Below are 18,658 nucleotides of genomic sequence, written 5' to 3' on the forward strand. Positions count from 1 at the left end.
GTTTCTACAGGCCCAGATCGCCAATCAGGGCGCTGAGAGTCGCCTTGCCCTTTTTCTGGTTCGCTTCTTTGTCCTGGTCGCCCAGTCCTTCCCATTTCACATCCTCTTCCGGCAACTCATCCAGAAAGCGGCTGGGAATGGTCTCCAGTTTTTCCCCGTATTGTTTTCGGGAAGCCGCGTAAGTCAGCGCCAGGGTTTCCCTGGCCCGGGTAATGCCCACGTACATCAGGCGGCGCTCTTCTTCAATGTTGCCTTCCTCGATGCTGCTGCGGTGCGGCAGAATCTCTTCCTCCAGGCCCATAATGAACACATGGGGAAACTCCAGCCCCTTGGAAGCGTGCAGAGTCAGCAACTGAACCTTGTCGCTGTCGTCTTCCTCTTCCCGCTGCTCCATCATGTCCCGCAGTACCAGCTTGGCGATGGCGTCCTCAATGCCGATTTCGTCGGCGGTGCCCTTGCCGTCGTCCAGCATGCGCTGGATCGACTCCACCAGGTACCAGATGTTCTCCATCCGGCGTTCGGCCTGTTTCGGGCTACCGGAATGCTGGTGCAGCCACTCTTCGTACTCGATGTCAGTGAACAACTGTTTGATGACCGGGATCGGGTCTTCCGAGAACAGGCGCTCGCAGGTTTTGTCGACCCAGTGGGCGAACCGTCTCAGTCGGTCCAGACCTTTCTCGGTGACGTGGGTTTCCGCCCCCATATCCCCCAGGGCCTTGAACAGACTGACATTGCGTGACCGGGCATAGTGACTTAACTGTTCCAGGGTGCGCGGGCCAATCTCCCGGCGCGGCACGTTCACCACCCGCAGGAAGGCCGCATCGTCGTCCGGGTTGATCATCAGCCGCAGGTACGACATCGCATCCTTGATCTCGTTCTTGGAGAAAAACGACTGACCGCCGGAGATGCGGTAGGGAATCTGGTAGGCCTGCAGTTTCATTTCCAGCAGCCGTGCCTGGTGGTTGCCCCGGTAAAGGACTGCGAAGTCCCTGAAGTCGAGGCCGTTTTTCAGCTTCTGATCGAGGATCTCGGTGGCCACCCGCTCGGTTTCGGCATCTTCGTTGCGGCAGCGGATGATGCGGATTTCCTCGCCAATGGTGTGGTCACTCCACAGCGCCTTCTCGAACACGTGGGGGTTGTTGGCGATCACCGTGTTGGCGCAGCGCAGGATCCGGCTGGTGGAGCGGTAGTTCTGCTCCAGTTTGACGATCTTCAGGCTCGGGAAGTCATCTTTCAACTGGGCCAGGTTCTCCGGCCGGGCGCCGCGCCAGGCGTAGATGGACTGGTCGTCATCGCCCACCACGGTAAACGCCGCCCGCTCGGCCACCAGCTGTTTTACGAGCTCGTACTGGCACACGTTGGTGTCCTGGTACTCATCCACCAGCATGTAGCGGATTTTCCGGCGCCACTTGGCAAGCACTTCCGGGTTGTCCCGGAACAGCTGCACCGGCAGCAGAATCAGGTCGTCGAAATCCACCGCGTTGTAGGCTTTCAGGTATTCGTTGTAGTGCTTGTAAACGATGGCAATGCGCTGCTCACGCTCGTCTGCCGCTTTGCTGTAGGCCTTCGCAGGGCTGCGCATGGCGTTTTTCCAGGACGAGATGGTCATCTGCACATCGTTCAGCTCGTCGCCGGCCTCGGCGCTGGCTTCGCGCATCATCAGATCCTGCAGCAGCGCCTTGGCATCTTCGGCGTCGAAAATGGAGAAGCCTGGGTGGTAGCCCAGGTGGGTGTGCTCCTCCCGGATCATGTTCAGGCCAAGATTGTGAAATGTTGATACGATAAGGCCCCGGGTTTTGCCCCGATCGACAATGCGGCCCACACGCTCTTTCATCTCCCGGGCGGCTTTGTTGGTAAAGGTGACGGCGGCAATGTGTCGCCCCGGGATGCCCAGTTCCTCAATCAGATAGGCAATCTTGCGGGTAATCACGCTGGTTTTGCCGCTGCCGGCACCGGCCAGCACCAGCAGGGGGCCGTCGGCGTAGCGTACCGCTTCATGTTGTCTGGGATTGAGCTTGTTCACAGTGTTGGTGCCAAAGGGGAACGGGGCATGGGTTTTTTGCGTCTGGCTATTCTACACCAGGCCGGCATGCTGTACCTTGCCGATCTATCAGCTATTCTTTATGTAATGGACTACGCTGTTCTGTACCGATATATGGATCTCGCCAGATGACACTGCCCACCGACACCAGGCCTGATTGTTTGCGCCTTCTGGTGCTGACACCGGAATACGCCGACTATCTCTGGTTCAGCGCCATGCTCGCGGATGATTCCGAAATCTGCAGTGACGCCACCTGGTGCCCGGATCTGGTGGACTGTGATGATCTTATTTCCAACGCCAGCTTCGATGTGATCGTGTGGGACTGCGTGTTCCATGGCGGCTCGGAAGCGTCGTTTCTGCAATATCTGTCGGTATCCAGTGAGGACAAACCCATTCTGGCCATGAGCGCCGAATCCTGCGGAGAAAAAGCCCGGTACCTGGTTGAAAATGGTGCATCGGACTACCTGAGCCGCCGCGAGTTAGATCCCTGGAATTTCCGACGCTCCATCAAATGCCTGTGGTACCGCTCCCAGCTCACGCAGTCGGCAAATGGCCAGCTTGGCCGTGAAGTGGCCACCGGCTTCATCAACCGGGACCTGTTCTTCGATCGGTTACAGCAGGCGGTGCTGAGGGCTGAGCGGGCGAATCATCGCCTGGCGTTGTTGCACCTGAATATCGATGATTTCCGTAATATCAACGAATCCTTTGGTTACCAGAAGAGTGATCAGCTCATGCTTCGGCTGGCGGAGCGGCTGCGGCAAACGTTGCGACGGGTGGACTCGTTGATGCGCATCGGTGGTGACGAACTGGCCATCATCGTCGAGAAAGTGGAAGACTCGCTGGATATCACCCAGATCATTCGCAAGGTGGTCTCGGCGCTGGATGAGCCGGTGATGGTGGATGGCCAGAATGTGGTGGTCAGCGCCAGCCTGGGCGTGGCCACCTATCCGGAGGCCGGTGACAGCCCGGAAGAACTGCTCCGGCGGGCTAACCGTGCGATGTTCGAAGCCAAACGCGATCCGGGTACCAGTTACCGGTTTTACGACCGGCAGCTGCACATTTCCGCAGGCTATCAGCTCCGGCTCGAAGCCGACCTTCGCAATGCCCTGCGGGGCAAGGAACTGGAGCTGTATTATCAGCCACGGATTGACCTCGCGACCGAGGAGGTGCGAGGGGTCGAGTGCCTGTTGCGCTGGAATCACCCGGAGCGCGGCCTGGTGGGTCCCGATGAGTTTATCCCGGTGGCCGAGCGCAGTGGTCTGATTGTGCCCATCGGCTACTGGGTTATCGAGCAGGCCTGCAAGCGCTTGCAGGAATCCACCGAGCTGGGCTTTCCCGGACTGGTGTTTGCGGTCAACCTGTCGTTCCGGCAGTTCCACGATCGCAAGATGACCGAAACCATCTTTCGTATCATCTTCAATGCCAACGTCGATACCAGCCTGCTGGAACTGGAGCTGACCGAAAGCGCCATGATGCACGACCCGGAATACGCCCAGCGCTGCCTGCGGGAGCTCAATCAGTTGGGCATCAGTTTTGCGCTGGACGATTTCGGTACTGGCTTTTCCTCCCTGAGCAATCTGCAGCACCTGCCAATCTCGCTGGTGAAGATCGACAAGTCCTTTGTCCAGGAACTGGGCCAGTCTGCCGATGCCGAGCATATTATCCGGGCCATTATCAGTCTGGCTCACAGCCTGCAGATCAGCGTGGTGGCCGAAGGGGTGGAAACCGAAGGCCAGCTGGAATTCCTGCGCCAGCAACACTGCGACGAAATCCAGGGCTACTATTACGCCCGCCCGATGCCCTGGAACGATCTGGTGCAATTCATGAACCGCCAGAACCAGTCCGCTTGCCTGCAGAAGTAAGCCGCTGTACCTTTGCGCATTAATTCCGAATGCGATACCAGATCGAGGCAGCATGAACAGTATTTCCCGGCGCATTGCCGAAGAGCTCGGCGTACGTGAACAGCAGGTTAATGCCACCGTTACCCTTCTTGATGAAGGCGCTACCGTTCCCTTTATTGCACGCTACCGAAAAGAAGTAACGGGTTCCCTGGACGACAGCCAGCTGCGGACTCTGGAAGAGCGGTTGCGCTATCTGCGTGAGCTGGAAGACCGCCGGGGCACCATCCTCAACAGCATTGAGGAACAGGGCAAGCTGACCGACGAGCTGCGGGCCTCCATCGAAGCTGCCGACACCAAGAACCGCCTGGAAGACCTTTACCTGCCCTACAAACCCAAGCGCCGCACCAAGGCGCAGATTGCCCGGGAAGCAGGCCTGGAGCCGCTGGCCGATACCCTCTACGACGATCCCACCCAGGATCCGGAAACCGTCGCTGCCGGTTACCTCAATCCGGAAGCCGGCGTTGAGGATGTCAAAGCCGCTCTGGACGGTGCCCGCTACATTCTGATGGAGCGTTTTGCCGAAGATGCCGAGCTGCTTGGCGCCCTGCGCGATTTCGTCTGGCAGGAAGGCCAGCTGAAAGTCACTGTGGTGGAAGGCAAGGAAAACGAAGGCGCCAAGTTCCGGGATTACTTCGACCACGTTGAACCGCTGAGAAAAGTTCCGTCGCACCGGGCGCTGGCCATTCTTCGGGGCCGCAATGAGGGCATTCTGGCCTATTCGATTGTTATGGGCGATGCTGAGGAGGATCGCCGTCAGCCCCATCCCGCCGAGCAGCGAATTGCCGCCCACTGGCGCATTCGGGATAACGGCCGGGCCGCCGACAAATGGTTGTCGGATGTGGTGCGCTGGACCTGGCGCGTGAAGTTGTCGACACAGATTGAAACCGATCTGATCGCCCAGGTGCGTGAAGCGGCTGAAACCGAAGCCATCAACGTTTTTGCTGCCAACCTGAAAGATCTGCTCCTGCTCGCTCCGGCAGGTCCGCGGCCAACGCTGGGGCTCGATCCCGGCCTGCGTACCGGGGTCAAGGTGGCGGTAATCGACGGCACCGGCCAGGTAGTGGATCACGGCGCCATTTTTCCCCATGCGCCCCAGAACAAATGGGATCAGTCCATTGCCCAGATGGCAGCCTGGTGTCAGAAGTACAAAATTGAACTGGTGGCTATCGGCAACGGTACCGCCTCCCGGGAAACCGAGAAACTGGTGGGCGACCTCTGCAAACGTTACCCCGAACTGAAGCTGGCCCGCATTGTGGTGAATGAGTCCGGGGCATCAATCTATTCCGCCTCGGAATTTGCCTCCCGGGAACTGCCGGATCTGGATGTCACCATCCGTGGTGCGGTGTCCATTGCCCGCCGTTTGCAGGATCCGCTGGCCGAGCTGGTGAAAATCGAGCCCAAGTCTATCGGCGTGGGGCAGTACCAGCACGATGTGTCCCAGGTACAGCTGTCCCGTAGCCTGGATGCGGTCGTTGAGGACTGTGTAAACGGCGTGGGCGTGGATCTGAATACCGCGTCGGTACCGCTGCTCACCCGGGTGTCTGGCCTGAATCCGAGCATTGCCCAGAACATCGTGGATTTCCGGAACCAGAACGGCAAGTTCACCAGTCGCAAACAGCTGCTGAAGGTGTCTCGATTGGGTGATCGCACCTTTGAACAGGCTGCGGGCTTCCTGCGTATCGCCGGGGGCGAAAACCCTCTGGACCGGTCATCCGTGCATCCGGAAGCCTACGGTGTGGTTGAGGCCATTGCTGAGCGAAATGGCAAGAGGGTGGAGGATATCCTTGGCGATTCCGCGTTCCTGCGCAGTCTTAACCCACAGGACTACGTAACCGAGCAGTTCGGCCTGCCGACCATCAAGGACATTATCTCCGAGCTGGAAAAACCGGGCCGGGACCCGCGACCGGAATTCCGCTTTGCCCATTTCGAGGAAGGGGTGGAAACCCTCAACGACCTCAAACCCGGTATGGTGCTGGAGGGCTCGGTAACCAACGTCACCAACTTCGGTGCCTTTGTGGATATCGGCGTTCACCAGGATGGCCTGGTGCACATCTCGGCCTTGTCCCATACTTTCGTGAAAGATCCGAGAGAAGTGGTCAAGGCCGGTGACATCGTCAAGGTCAAAGTGATGGAAGTGGACATTCCCCGTAAGCGGATTGGCCTGTCCATGCGTATGGATGACCAGCCGGGGGCGGACAACAAGCCAGCCCGGGGCGCAGACCGGAACTCTGGCCGCAGTGCAGGGCGCAAACCTCAGGCCGGCCAGGGCGCACCTCAAGGTGCCATGGCTGGCGCTCTGGCCCAGGCTATGGCCTCTGCCCGTAAGAACGGCCGTTAACCCCTTCCACTGATTCACAGCCGTTACGTCTCACAAGGGCGTAACGGCTGCAACAGGAGCTCAACATGGCACAATCCCGCCACTCCCTGTTCCAACAGTTTGCCGCCAGTGACTGGGACGGTTTCCTCAAAGGGGTCGAAAAGGAAGGCCTGCGCGTCGATGCCAATGGCTTCATTGCCCAGACACCACATCCGGAAGCCCTGGGCTCCGCACTGACCCACCCCCGTATCACGACCGACTACTCGGAAGCCCTGCTGGAACTGATCACGCCGGTCTTCGACAATACTGAAGCTATGCTGGCCTCGTTGCGGGATATACATCGGTTCGTCCAGCAGAACCTGGATAACGAAGTGTTCTGGGCCGCGAGCATGCCCTGCGAGATTGACGGCGATGCCAGCATTCCCATTGCCGAGTACGGCAGCTCCAACACTGGCCGGCTCAAGCATGTGTATCGTCAGGGTCTGGCGGTGCGTTATGGCCGGATTATGCAGAGTATTGCCGGCGCCCATTACAATCTTTCCCTGCCGGACAGTTTCTGGCGCAAATGGCAGGAACTGGTGGGCAACAAGGATAGCCTCCGGGATTTCAAATCAGACCAGTACTTCTGGCTGATCCGGAATTTCCGCCGCCGCAGCTGGTTGCTGATGCTGCTGTTTGGCGCTTCGCCGGCACTGGATGCCAGTTTTGTGGCCGGCGTCCGGCACGACCTGGCACGGTTCGATGATCGCACCTGGTTTGGCCAGCACGCCACGTCTTTGCGCATGGGGGATCTGGGTTACCACAACAATGCCCAGGCCTCGCTGAATATCTGCTTCAATGAGCTGAGCACTTATACCCGGACACTGGATCGCGCCATCCACACCAACTGGCCAGCGTATGAAGCCATTGGCACCCGGCGCAATGGCGAGTTTGTCCAGATCAATACCAATGTGCTTCAGATTGAGAACGAGTACTACAGCGCGGTACGTCCCAAGCGCACCACCGAGCGGGGTGAAAAGCCGATCCAGGCTCTGGATGCCCGGGGTGTGGAATACATTGAGGTGCGTTGTCTGGACCTGGATCCGTTCTCGCCGGTGGGCGTGAACCGCGAGCAGATCGATTTCCTCGACCTGTTCCTGCTGGATTGCCTGCTCACCGATTCTCCCCGTATTGAAGACGATGAGTGCGAACGGCTTGATGACAATTACAAGGACGTCGTCGCCAGCGGTCGCCTGCATTCACTCAGTCTGTGCCGGGGTGGACAGCGTGTGCCTGTGGGCGAGGCCGCCGTTGAATGGCTGGAGCGCTTGCAGCCCCTGGCAGAGCTGCTGGATGGCTGGAATCATAGTGATACCTACAGGTCGGCGCTGGCGGCTCAACGGTCGAAACTCGAGGGCAATGATTGGGCGGTGCCTTCCGCTCGAGTGCTTGAGGCCATGGGGCAGTCAGGCCTGGGCCATCGCGACTGGGTACAGGCGATATCCCGTGAACACCAGCAAACCCTGAATTCGGAGCCACTGGCACCGGAGGTGCTGGCGGACTTCCGTGCCATGAGTGCGCAGTCCCTGGTCGAGCAGAAAGAGCAGGAAGCTGCGGACAGTCAGCCATTTCCGGAGTTTCTGGAGGCCTACCTGAAATCCTGACGCCGCTTGCGTCACGTCCGGAAAGGGACGTGACGCACAGAACCGGCTGTCCGGTTTGCTGGATCTGTTACCTGCTGTTACTTTCTATTACATCAGGTAAGGAGGTGGCCCATGGCAACGGATATCAAGCTCGGCTGGGATGTAGAAGCATTGAACAAGGCCTACCGGCAGGGATACATGGCCGGAGAGATGGGCATGGACAAAACCCGCTGTCCATACCGTGGTGAGGTCATTATTGCCGCCTGGGAAGCCGGTTGGGATGATGCCGGTCAGGCCCGGAAACAGCGCCCGCAACAGGATGATGATCTGTTCTCACGCATCGCCTGATCCGGTGCCACCGCCCGGTGGATGCGGCAACTAGCGCTGAACCACAAACTCGGTAAACAGCACTCCGGTAATGGTCTCACCTGTTTGCTGCTCCTCCAGCACTCCGTTTATCCGTTTGGTTGCTTCTTCCCGCAGCGCTTGCTGGCCGTCCATGGAAGACAATTGGTCAAGATCCGTCTGCTCACCAAACAGCATCACCAGTTCGTGCCGTAACCTGGGCATGTGCGCTTCTACCGCCGGCCGGGTGGTTTCGCGGGAGGCCCGAATGGTTACGGAGGCTTTGAGATAGGCCACTTTCGCATCCGGTTTGCCGACATGGGTGACGAATGCCGGTTCCATGGCGATATAGTCGGTTACCCCCTTCACTTCGGTTTCTTCATCAGCTTCCTCGGCCATGGTGGGCAGGGAAGGCATCAGTGCGCACAGGGTCAGTAACAGGGCCGGCGTCAGTTTTCTGAGAATGGTCATAGGCTTGGCGTTAGTCATGGGTTAGGATTGGTTCAGTGTTTCATGGCACGCTGGTTTTTCTCTGAGAATATCAGGCCATGGAAGCTTGTGCAGTCCACATCATGATTCCGGGGTAGCGTTTTGACAAGCAGATGGATATTCGGGTTGGTATTTCTGGTGTGCGCCGGGTTGCTGGCGGTGGCCTTTTACATGGAGCACGTGATGGGTCTGGAGCCTTGCCCGTTGTGCTGGTTGCAGCGTTTCGGATTTATGGGTGCGGGGCTGGTCAGTCTGTTGGCGTTTCTGCACGGACCCCGCGGGTTCGGCAACCGGGTCTACGGGCTGTTACTGATTGTTGCCGCTGGCGCTGGTCTGGCGGTGGCGGGGCGTCAGCTATGGTTACAGAGTCTGCCGGCGGACCAGGTGCCTGCCTGTGGCCCTTCGGTTGATTACATGCTCGAGGTACTACCCTGGTTTGAAGTGCTGCAAACCGCATTGAAAGGCACTGGTGATTGCGCCGAAGTGGTCTGGCGTTTTCTCGGTCTGAGTATCCCCGGATGGACCGCGGTCTTTTTCAGCCTGCTGATTGTGCTGGGGCTGTTTGTGATGCTGCGACGCTATTCTCCCCGGGACTGGTTGCAGAGCTGAAACAGTTGCGGCTGACCATGACCATGGGGTAACTTGAATCCAACATAATAATTATCAAGACTAGATCCAGAGAGCTGGCGGATTGACCGAGGGGAGACAGGCGTCATGTTGGAGAATTGCCGGAATGCCAGGGAACGTTGGGGTGGTGTCAGCGAGCTGATTGATCGCTGGCTGAAAGAGCGCCAGGAGCTTCTGGTTCAGTATTGCGAGTTGTCTGGAGAAAGCGATTTTTCCCAGACTGATGCCCTCCGCGAAAAATTTGTCCGCCTGTGCGAAGTGCTGGTGGATTATGTTTCGGCCGGTCACTTTGAAGTCTACGAACAGCTGATTCAGGAGGCCCGTGAGTTCAACGACGGCGGCCTCGAACTGGCAGCAAAGCTCTATCCCCGGATCGAGCAAACCACGGAAGTGGCATTGAACTTTAATGATCGTCTGGATGGCCGGGAGCTGTCCGAGGTCGACGTCAGGGAATTGTTCAACGAGCTGTCACGGCTTGGAGAAGTGCTGGAGTCGCGCTTTGAGATGGAAGATTTCCTGATTGAGAATCTGCATAACGCCCATGCGGGCAAGGTGGCTTCGGCCTGATTGCCTCTACCCGGAACCGCATTACCCGCAATAAAAAACCGGCCCCAGAAATGGCGCCGGTTTTTTATTGCCTGCCGGAGTGCTGGCCAGAGCTTATTCGTCTGAACCAGCGTCGTCCTGCCCCGGATTCACGGCGATCAGCTCGACATCAAATACCAGGGTCTCGTTGGGGCCAATAGCCTGGTTGCCGCCCGGGCCGTAGGCCAGGTCAGACGGGATATAAAGCTTGTAACGAGCACCTTCGCTCATCAGCTGCAGGCCTTCTGTCCAGCCAGGAATCACCTGGTTCAGGCCAAAGGTCACGGTTTGCCCGCGCTCACGGGAGCTGTCGAATACCTCACCGTTGATCAGTTCGCCGGTGTAGTGGACTTCCACCTGATCTTCGGCGGTTGGGCGCTCACCGTTACCTTCTTCAATCACTTCGTACTGGAGACCGGATTCTGTGGTCTCAACGCCTTCACGTTCGGCGTTTTCTGCCAGGAAAGCCTCGCCGGCATCCTTGTTCTTCTGCGCGAGTTCTTCCAGTTGCTGCTCCTGCTTTTGCTGGAGCTCCTGCTGGTAGGCCATCAGCGCTTCCTGGATCTGCTCGCGGGTCAGTCGCTTGCTGTCTTCGTCACCGGCATGGCCATGCTGGATGCCCTGAAGGAACTGGTCCATCTGGAGATCCGGCAAGTCATTGCTCATGCGCTCACCCAGCACCAATCCCATGCCATAGCTGACTTTCTCAGGGGTGGTTTCAAGGGCCGGGTCGTTTGCCGGCTCCTGGGCTGTTGAGCAACCGGCAATCAGGCCGGTAACGGCGATAGCCAAAAGCGTTTTCTTCATCATTTCATCCTTTTCACGTGTTTCTGGGCTCTCTGGCCCTGGATTCTGAAAGTCAACAAGGTAACGGGTTCAGCAGCAGGATGCCACTGAACATGTGTTAATCAGAGACTCATTTCGCGGCAATGCCCAGCCCGTGTCAGGAACCGCTGGCGGGTGAGCCATTGAGCGAATAGGGGGCCTGGTAGGGGGACTGCCAGTCATCTTCCGGGCTGATGGTCTGCGGCTTCCGGGGCACCGGGTCTGGGCGCTCAATGGCCAGGGCATTCCAGGGGCCCTGGGCCGGCGGCTGATCGGCATAGTGCCAGTTGCCATCGGTGTCCTGCCACTTGAAAACGATATCCGGGCCTTCGGTGGGAATCGGCGATGGCAGCAATCCCTCAAAGGAGGGAATCGTCGTCGCCTGCTCGGTTTTCACCGGTTCAGAGACCTGGTCGGGATCGCCGAGGCCGAAGAAAATCAGCAGCAGCAGAAGGCCGAGCGCCGGAAACGAAAGCCGGATCAGCCATTTCATGAACATGATGGGCCGCCTCTGGTGGTCTGGCCTGCAAGCCGGCTGGCCAGAAGTTCAAGATGAGATTTTACCCGCGTGGGAATGTTGTCGGACGGCGCGGCAGCGACAAGATTCTGCTCGATGATGGTGCCTGATTTCTGCATGTTTCCGCGCTCCGCTTCGGATTCTTTCAACGTTTGCCAGATCAGAGCCAGCTCCAGCTGTTCGGCCAGCAGCTCTGCCTTGGCCAGAGTGTCCCGCAGCTCCACGCCATGATCATTGGCTCGGGGAACAGACTTGCGGGCGGAGCGAAGGCAACCGGTTACACGGCTTCGCCACTCTGTTACCTTAGCGTCCTCAACGCCAGAGAACGACTGACCCTGCGTGGCGAGCCAGCCGGCACAGAGGATGCGACTTACGCTCCATCCCTCGGATTGCAGCTCAAGACAGGCCTCAGCCACCTGCGGATCCTGCCATTGGGCTAGGGCATAACGCCATAACGGATTGTCTGGTTCCATGTGTTCTGGAAGTTCCAGCGGCTCCGCTTGTTGAACGGTCATGTTGGCGCTTCCCTGGCAGTAATCCATGGATAGATTAAATCTATGTTAACGATAACCGATCTCAGTTTACAACGGGGCGGCGTCTGGTTGCTAGAAAACGTGAACCTGACCGTGCAACCGGGGCAGCGCGTTGCCATTGTTGGTGCCAATGGTGCCGGCAAATCCAGTCTTTTCCAGCTCTTGCTGGGGCAGCTTGCACCCGAGCAAGGCAGCGTGGCGTTGCCCGGTGGCTGCCGGATTGCCCATATGGCTCAGGAAGTCGCGGCTTCGTCCAGATCCGCCCGGGATTTTGTGCTGGATGGCGACACCGAGTTGCGGCGAATGGAGCGGGCGCTGGCCGAGGCGGAAGCGGGTGGTGATGACCATGCCATTGCCCGTCTGCACGGGGAGCTGGATATTCACGAAGCCTGGTCCGCACCGCGCCGGGCAGAGACACTGCTCAGGGGCCTGGGCTTCGCCGACAGCGATGCCGGGCGCCCGGTTTCCGCATTTTCCGGTGGCTGGCGTATTCGACTGAACCTGGCCCAGGCACTGATGCGTCCATCCGATCTGCTGTTGCTGGATGAGCCCACCAACCACCTGGACCTGGATGCTTGTCTGTGGCTGGAGAACTGGCTCAGAAAGTATCCGGGTACCTTGCTGTTTATTTCTCACGACCGGGACTTCATGGACCGGGTGGCTACTCATCTGGTGCATTTCGATCAGAAGCAATTGGTGCTGTATACGGGAAATTACTCAGCCTTCGAGCGTCAGCGCGCCGAGCGACTGGCCCAGCAGCAGGCCAGTTTCGAACGCCAGCAAGCCAGAATTGCCGAAATCCAGCGCTTTATCGATCGCTTCAAGGCCAAAGCCACCAAAGCCCGGCAGGCCCAGAGCCGCGTCAAGGCACTGGAACGGATGGAAAAGATTGCGCCGGCGCACGTGGACTCACCCTTCAGTTTCGAGTTCCCGGTCGCGGACAAGGTCTCCAATCCATTGCTGTCCATTCGCCACGGGGTCGCGGGCCATGGGGATGTGCCCATTCTGAAGAACATCAATGTCACCCTGTTGCCCGGCACCCGGGTTGGTTTGCTGGGGCCGAACGGGGCCGGTAAGTCCACCTTTATGGATGCCCTTCGCGGCACCGGAACCCTGCTCAGTGGTGAGCGCACCTGTGGCGAACATCTGGCCATCGGCTATTTCGCCCAGCATCAGCTGGAGTCCCTGGATCTCGACGCCAGCCCGTTCCTGCATCTGCAGCGTCTGGCGCCAACCGCATCGGAGCAGAAAGTCCGGGACTTCCTGGGCGGTTTCGATTTTCACGGCGACGAAGCACTTGCGCCCATTCGCTCGTTTTCGGGCGGTGAGAAGGCCCGGGTTGCGCTTGCCGTTATCGCCTGGCAGAAACCCAATCTGCTGCTGCTGGATGAGCCCACGAACCATCTGGACCTGGAAATGCGACAGGCCCTGACCATGGCGCTCCAGAACTTCGATGGCGCCATCGTGGTGGTATCCCACGACCGCCACTTGCTGCGCAACACGGTGGATGAATTCTGGTTGGTATGCGACGGCGCTGTTGGCGAGTACGAGGGCGACCTGGAGGATTACGAACGCTGGCTGGCGGAACGTCGGAAAGATGAGGAATCGCCACCCCGGCGTGAAGTGGTCGGGGGGCAGGAAAAGTCGGTTAATACCGCCGGACCCGCGACCCTGACGGCGGACGAACGCAAGGCCCGCAAGCGCCAGGAAGCTGAACTGCGACAGAAACTCAGCCCGTGGCGAAAAAAACAGGGAACGCTTGAGATCCGTATGGAGCAGTTGCAGCAAAAGCTCGCCACGGTGGAGCAAAACCTGGCCGACCCAGGGCTTTACGATGACCAGCAAAAGGTTCGACTCAAGGAACTGCTGGCGGAGCAGACCGAACTGAAGCGAGAGCTGGAAGACGTTGAAGCTGAGTGGCTGGAGGTGAGCGAAACGGTGGAGAGCCTGGAGGCGGAACTGGCTGGCTGAGGCCAGCCAGTGTTACCGGCCCGAGATCTCCAGGGTAAAGTCCTGGCGTGCCAGGTAGTCCCGTTCGTTCTCCAGGTCTGCGAGGGTCAGCGGGCGGTTGTCCAGCCAGCCCTCGGGGAACTCGATTACCAGGCGGTTATCGTGGCCGTGAAGGGTGAAGGCGGGGGGTTCTTCCAGGTTGCGTGGGTGTTGGATCAGCACCGCCAGCCGCACCAGCACGCAAAGGTAGGTCAGGCGGGGTTTGTCCTCGGGCTCGATACCCTCGAAAACTGCCGCCGAGAACTTCCGGCGATGGCCCCGAACCAGAGTGGCCAGATCCTTCTGGAACGGTTGACTGAAGCCGGGTAAATCGGAATAGCGCAACAGGTAGGCGCCGTGCTTGTGGTACTGGCTGTGGGAAATAGTCAGGCCGATCTCGTGCAGCCGGCAGGCCCAGCGCAGCACGTCTTCATCGGCGGCGGTGCGCAGGCCCCATTGCCCTGCCACCTGTTCCCAAGCGGCAATCGCGGTTTTCTCGACCGCTGCGCCGTGAGCCTGGTCTACGTGGTAACGCTCCTGCAGCGCCGCAATCGTACGTTCACGAACGTCCTCGTGCTGGATGCGTCCGACAATGTCGTACAGCAGGCCTTCACGCAGGGCGCCGTCGGCAAAAGTCATGGTCTGGATGTCGAGTGAACGGAACGCCGCCATCAGAATGGCAAAGCCGGCCGGGAAAATGCTTTGGCGATCTTCCCTTACCCCCAGTTCGGCCAGTTTCTCCACCTTGCCCATGCTCACCAGGCGCTTGCGCAGCTCTTCCATGCCGTCGCGGTTAATGGAGCCGTCGGTAATCTTAAGGGTTGCCAGCACGTTGGCAATCGCCTTGATCGAGCCGGAAGAGCCCACCGCGCTCTGCCAGCCCACCGAGCGATAGTGCTGCCGGATATTCAACAGTTCCTGCTCGGCATGGGTAATGGCCTTGTCCATCTGGCGCCGGGTAATCTTGCCATCGGGAAAGTAGCGGTTGCGGAACGACACGCACCCCATGTGCAGGCTTTCCAGCTCCTGGGGTTCGAAACGCTGCCCGATGATGAATTCCGTGCTGCCGCCGCCAATATCAATCACCAGCCGCCGACCGGAATCGTCCGACAGGGTATGGGAGACACCGAGATAGATTAACCGCGCTTCCTCACGCCCGGCGATGATTTCTACCGGATAGCCCAGCACTTCCTCGGCACGGGCAATGAAATCGTGAGCATTGCGGGCGACCCGGAGGGCATTGGTGCCGACGATCTGGACTGCTTCCCGGGGCATGCCCTGAAGGCGCTGGGCAAATCGGCTCAGACATTCGAGGGCCCGCTGCTGGGTTTCTTCGGTCAGCCGATTATACTGATCCAGCCCCGCGCCAAGCTGGACTTTCTCGCCCATCTTCTCAACTGTGCGGATTTCGCCATGCACCAGACGGGCGACGACCATATGAAAACTGTTGGAGCCCATATCGATGGCTGCCAGCATGTCCGGGGAGGTTTCAGGCTTCTCGGCAGGGGATGCGGCCGTCACGTTGATAGGCGTCCTGTGTGATATGAACTTGGCCGTACTATAAGTGAAACTTCCCGGCCGTGTCAGTAATTGGCTGCGGACATTACTGACACGGATCAACCCGGGGGTGGATACAACCGGCTTCACATCAGGGCGGGCAATCGCGTAAAGTAATAGTCTGTCTTAATTCGGGTGGACGGCCGGTCCGTAAAGAGAACACCGTCCACTACAGTCAACAGCGACTCCCGAAGGGCCGGAATCCAAGCCCCGGAGCGCCTGAATCAGGAAAAGGTAATGAGCGGAAATATCGTTAATGTCACCGACGCTTCCTTCGAGCAGGATGTACTGAAGTCCGACGTTCCGGTACTGGTAGACTACTGGGCCGAGTGGTGTGGCCCGTGCAAAATGATTGCTCCGGTTCTGGAAGAAATCGCTGACGAATACGAAGGCAAGCTTAAGGTCTGCAAACTCAACATCGACGAAAACGAACAGACCCCGCCCAAGTTCAACATCCGTGGTATCCCGACCCTGATGCTGTTCAAGAACGGCAACGTGGATGCCACCAAAGTAGGCGCGCTGTCCAAATCGCAGCTGGCTGCCTTCCTCGACAGCAACCTCTGATCCGCTGTTGAAGGAAACCGCCCCTGAACAACGCTTCACGGGCGGTTTTTTTATGCCATGACCCGACCCGACAGAATCATCGGCCTGCTCCTGGCAGGCGGCAAAGGCACCCGCATGGGCGGCCAGGACAAAGGCCTCGTACCCTGGCAAGGCAAAGCCATGGCCGAATGGGTGCTGCAGGCCCTTAGGACCATCACCCCGGCCGCCTTCGTCAGCGCCAACCGCTCGCTGCCGGACTACGAAAGCCTGGCTCCCGGCCGTATCCTTGAGGATCCTCCTGAACTACGCGACCAGGGCCCTCTGGCGGGCCTGCTCACGGGCCTGAAAGCCGCGGAAACTCAGGGTGCCGAAGCTGTGCTGGTCTGCCCCTGTGATACCCCGGGAATCACCCCGGGAACCCTCAGCGCCCTGGTCACCGCCTGGCAAACCCAACCCGACCGCCCGGCTATTGCCGAACATAACGGCCGCCTGCACCCGTTGCACGGTGTGTATCCGGTAAATGTAATGGTGGAACTGGATCGCTGGCTGGCCTCGGACAACCGCCGGGTGATGGGATTTGCCGAATCGGTGGGGGCGGTGGCGGTAGATTGTCCGGAAGCTGACGAAGTGTTCAAGAATCGCAACAATTTTAGGGATTTGGAACGCTAATCCGATCGCTGCAGGATCAACTGACTGCATACGTAGGGCGCTGGTCTGGTGGGGCCTCCGAAAATGCTCGGAGCCATGGATGGCGGAGAGCAAGCGTACAGGGACGTATTCACAGCGGTTTTCGGAGGCCCCACCAGACCAGTGGCCGGGCGGCAAACTCCAATAAGCGCCTCACTCCCAGTTCCGACTCCGGGCAACATCAGACTCTTTCTGCTCCACCCAATGCTCACCCTCGCGGGTAATCTCCTTCTTCCAGAATGGCGCCGACGTTTTCAACGCGTCCATAATGAACTCACAGGCCGCAAACGCATCGCCCCGGTGGGCACTGCACACCCCTACAAACACAATCTGGTCCGCCAGCGCCAACTGCCCGACCCGGTGAATCACCCGGGCTCGCTGCACATCCCAGCGCCGGCCCGCCTCATCAATCAGCCCCTGAATCACCTGCTCGGTCATCCCCGGATAATGCTCGAGAAACAGCCCCGTCACCCCGGACAGATCCCCGGAATCCCTCACCAGACCCGAGAAGGTCACAATGGCCCCGGTGCCCGGTCCGGTCCCGCGAAGCGCCTCATATTCTGCACCCGCATCGAAATCGTCGGTCTGGATTGAAATCATCTCAACCTCCGGTGACCGGTGGGAAAAAGGCTACCTCATCCCCTGGCTGTACCGGGCTGGACGGCTTTGCCATGGACTGATTGATGGCCACCATCACCGGTTGGCCACCGGTCAGCTGGGCCCAGGCACCGCCCCGGCTGGCCAGGTGGGTAAGCAGGTCCGCGACCGTCTGGTGCTCTGATGCCGGCAGGGTCAGGCTTTCGGTACCCAGCTCTTCTCTTAGTCGGGCGAAAAAACGCACGGTCAGTGTTGGTTCTGTCATCGTTAACTCAGTAATTCGGTGAACGGATAGTATGTAATCAAATCGCCGGCGCGGATGGCCGTGTGTTCCGGCACCACAGCCAGGCCGTCGCCCCAGCAGGCGGAACTCAGGACGCCGGAGCTCTGGTTGGGGTAGGCGACAACCTCCAGACCCGCTGCTGAACCCTGCTTCCGGGCCCGTACAAACTCGCGGCGGACAGATGTGGAGGTTACGTCAAACCCAGCGGGCAGAGATTCGCCCACGGGAAGGAGGTCCTGCCGGCCCTGGCGTTTGCGAATGTAAGGCATCGCCACCACCAGAAAAGTGACCAGGACCGCTGCCGGATTACCCGGCAAACCGAGTACCGGTATGCCTGCCACTTCGCCAAACGCCAGTGGTTTGCCGGGCTTGATTGCCATGCGCCAAAGTGACAGCTTGCCGGATTTCTCCAGTACCGCGCGAACGTGGTCCTCCTCACCGACCGATACGCCGCCGCTGGTGATGATCAGGTCGGCCTTGGCAGCAGCAGACTCGAGCGTGCTGCGGGTGGCTTCCCGGGTATCTTCAAGGGTTTCGCACAGAACCAGCTCGCAGCCAGCCTCGGCCAACAGGCCCATGAGGGTAAATCGGTTGGTGTTGTATATCTGGCCAGAATCAAGTGGCTGGCCCGGCTCCACCAGTTCATCACCGGTGGTCAATACCGCGACTCTTAGCCGGCCCATGACCGGAACCTGGCTGATTCCCATGGAGGCCAACAAGCCCATTTCCTGGGGGCGAATGCGCTCGCCCTTCGCCAGCGCCAGATCGCCCCGGGCAAGATCCTGGCCCTGCCTGCGAATGTTCTGGCCCTCTGAAACCTCGGCCTGGATCAGAATCATGTCGTCGGTGCGTTCCACCCGTTCCTGCATCACGACCGCATCGGCCCCTTCGGGAATCTCGGAGCCGGTAAAAATCCGTGCCGCTGTGCCGGGTGCCAGTGTTCCGGGGGCAACGCCGGCCGGGATTCTGGCGGATACGGACATCGGTTTGCCGGCGGCGACATCGGCCAGACATACCGCATAGCCGTCCACGGCGCTGTTATCCGCTGGCGGCACATCCGCGGGAACATACTGGTTCTCCGCCAGAACCCGGCCGAGGCTGTCCGTTAAGGCAACGGCTTCGGTCCGGGTGATGGCCGGCGCCCGGTCAAGAATATGTTGCAGTGCATCGTCAACCGATGTCAGATCGTTAGCCACCATG

At 59.3% G+C, this 18,658-nt stretch carries 18 protein-coding genes; 9 read left to right on the forward strand and 9 right to left on the reverse strand.

Going from position 1 to position 18,658, the window contains the following annotated elements:
• Positions 1-4 precede the first annotated feature (4 nt).
• Positions 5-2,023, reverse strand: a complete 2,019-nt coding sequence (gene rep, locus C7436_RS14270; protein WP_121208234.1) for a DNA helicase Rep — start codon at positions 2,021-2,023, stop codon at positions 5-7.
• Between the two features lie 146 nt (positions 2,024-2,169).
• Between rep and C7436_RS14275 the strand changes: the two genes are divergently transcribed.
• The 4 genes from C7436_RS14275 to rmf all read left to right on the forward strand — a co-directional run bounded on the left by C7436_RS14275 (position 2,170) and on the right by rmf (position 8,229).
• Complete coding sequence (locus C7436_RS14275; RefSeq protein ID WP_113879515.1) at positions 2,170-3,903, forward strand: GGDEF/EAL domain-containing response regulator; 1,734 nt, start codon at positions 2,170-2,172, stop codon at positions 3,901-3,903.
• A gap of 52 nt (positions 3,904-3,955) precedes the next feature.
• Complete coding sequence (locus C7436_RS14280) at positions 3,956-6,280, forward strand: Tex family protein (protein ID WP_022992109.1); 2,325 nt, start codon at positions 3,956-3,958, stop codon at positions 6,278-6,280.
• A 65-nt stretch (positions 6,281-6,345) separates the two neighbouring features.
• Entirely contained in the window at positions 6,346-7,902 is a 1,557-nt protein-coding gene (gene gshA / locus C7436_RS14285; protein WP_011784010.1) for a glutamate--cysteine ligase, read from the forward strand.
• Between the two features lie 111 nt (positions 7,903-8,013).
• Entirely contained in the window at positions 8,014-8,229 is a 216-nt protein-coding gene (gene rmf / locus C7436_RS14290) for a ribosome modulation factor (protein ID WP_011784011.1), read from the forward strand.
• Between the two features lie 30 nt (positions 8,230-8,259).
• Here the strand turns inward: rmf and C7436_RS14295 are convergent, their stop codons facing one another.
• The gene (locus tag C7436_RS14295) at positions 8,260-8,715 is read right to left on the reverse strand and encodes a flagellar basal body-associated FliL family protein (protein ID WP_011784012.1); all 456 of its coding nucleotides are present in this window, start codon (positions 8,713-8,715) and stop codon (positions 8,260-8,262) included.
• Positions 8,716-8,817: 102 nt separating this feature from the next.
• Between C7436_RS14295 and C7436_RS14300 the strand changes: the two genes are divergently transcribed.
• Positions 8,818-9,324 carry a disulfide bond formation protein B gene (locus C7436_RS14300; protein ID WP_011784013.1) on the forward strand — a complete coding sequence of 169 codons (507 nt, stop codon included), beginning with the start codon at positions 8,818-8,820 and terminating at the stop codon, positions 9,322-9,324.
• Positions 9,325-9,429: 105 nt separating this feature from the next.
• Positions 9,430-9,909 carry an Rsd/AlgQ family anti-sigma factor gene (locus C7436_RS14305; RefSeq protein ID WP_014420335.1) on the forward strand — a complete coding sequence of 160 codons (480 nt, stop codon included), beginning with the start codon at positions 9,430-9,432 and terminating at the stop codon, positions 9,907-9,909.
• 93 nt (positions 9,910-10,002) lie between these two features.
• Here the strand turns inward: C7436_RS14305 and C7436_RS14310 are convergent, their stop codons facing one another.
• From C7436_RS14310 to C7436_RS14320, 3 genes are all read right to left on the reverse strand, one after another.
• Positions 10,003-10,734 carry an FKBP-type peptidyl-prolyl cis-trans isomerase gene (locus C7436_RS14310; RefSeq protein ID WP_022992112.1) on the reverse strand — a complete coding sequence of 244 codons (732 nt, stop codon included), beginning with the start codon at positions 10,732-10,734 and terminating at the stop codon, positions 10,003-10,005.
• A gap of 136 nt (positions 10,735-10,870) precedes the next feature.
• The gene (locus C7436_RS14315; RefSeq protein ID WP_023011771.1) at positions 10,871-11,251 is read right to left on the reverse strand and encodes a DUF4124 domain-containing protein; all 381 of its coding nucleotides are present in this window, start codon (positions 11,249-11,251) and stop codon (positions 10,871-10,873) included.
• Positions 11,242-11,784: a DUF2390 domain-containing protein gene (locus C7436_RS14320; protein WP_011784017.1), complete on the reverse strand. Its 543-nt coding sequence runs from the start codon at positions 11,782-11,784 to the stop codon at positions 11,242-11,244. The genes C7436_RS14315 and C7436_RS14320 overlap by 10 nt, the downstream gene beginning before the upstream one ends.
• A 42-nt stretch (positions 11,785-11,826) precedes the next feature.
• On the opposite strand from C7436_RS14320, the gene C7436_RS14325 reads away from it, so the two are divergent.
• On the forward strand, positions 11,827-13,773 hold the full coding sequence (locus C7436_RS14325) for an ATP-binding cassette domain-containing protein (RefSeq protein ID WP_031211634.1): 1,947 nt from the start codon (positions 11,827-11,829) through the stop codon (positions 13,771-13,773).
• A 12-nt stretch (positions 13,774-13,785) separates the two neighbouring features.
• Here C7436_RS14325 and ppx read toward each other — a convergent pair whose 3' ends face one another.
• Positions 13,786-15,267, reverse strand: coding sequence for an exopolyphosphatase (gene ppx, locus C7436_RS14330; protein ID WP_113879603.1), 1,482 nt, complete (start codon positions 15,265-15,267; stop codon positions 13,786-13,788).
• A gap of 318 nt (positions 15,268-15,585) precedes the next feature.
• Here ppx and trxA point away from each other — a divergent pair, with 318 nt between their 5' ends.
• Together trxA and mobA are read left to right on the forward strand one after the other, a co-directional pair.
• Positions 15,586-15,912: a thioredoxin TrxA gene (gene trxA / locus C7436_RS14335; RefSeq protein WP_014420340.1), complete on the forward strand. Its 327-nt coding sequence runs from the start codon at positions 15,586-15,588 to the stop codon at positions 15,910-15,912.
• A 57-nt stretch (positions 15,913-15,969) separates the two neighbouring features.
• On the forward strand, positions 15,970-16,560 hold the full coding sequence (gene mobA, locus C7436_RS14340) for a molybdenum cofactor guanylyltransferase MobA (RefSeq protein WP_121208235.1): 591 nt from the start codon (positions 15,970-15,972) through the stop codon (positions 16,558-16,560).
• A 171-nt stretch (positions 16,561-16,731) separates the two neighbouring features.
• Here mobA and C7436_RS14345 read toward each other — a convergent pair whose 3' ends face one another.
• Genes C7436_RS14345 through C7436_RS14355 form a run of 3 tightly spaced genes read right to left on the reverse strand, consistent with a single transcriptional unit; the run spans position 16,732 to position 18,657 of the window.
• Positions 16,732-17,178 (reverse strand): molybdenum cofactor biosynthesis protein MoaE, encoded by a 447-nt coding sequence (locus C7436_RS14345; RefSeq protein ID WP_121208236.1) that lies wholly within the window; start codon positions 17,176-17,178, stop codon positions 16,732-16,734.
• Position 17,179: 1 nt separating this feature from the next.
• The gene (gene moaD / locus C7436_RS14350) at positions 17,180-17,440 is read right to left on the reverse strand and encodes a molybdopterin converting factor subunit 1 (RefSeq protein WP_022992119.1); all 261 of its coding nucleotides are present in this window, start codon (positions 17,438-17,440) and stop codon (positions 17,180-17,182) included.
• Positions 17,441-17,442: 2 nt separating this feature from the next.
• Positions 17,443-18,657, reverse strand: a complete 1,215-nt coding sequence (locus C7436_RS14355) for a molybdopterin molybdotransferase MoeA (protein WP_121208237.1) — start codon at positions 18,655-18,657, stop codon at positions 17,443-17,445.
• Position 18,658: the final 1 nt, after the last annotated feature.

The organism is Marinobacter nauticus (assembly GCF_003634635.1).
GTDB lineage: Bacteria > Pseudomonadota > Gammaproteobacteria > Pseudomonadales > Oleiphilaceae > Marinobacter > Marinobacter nauticus.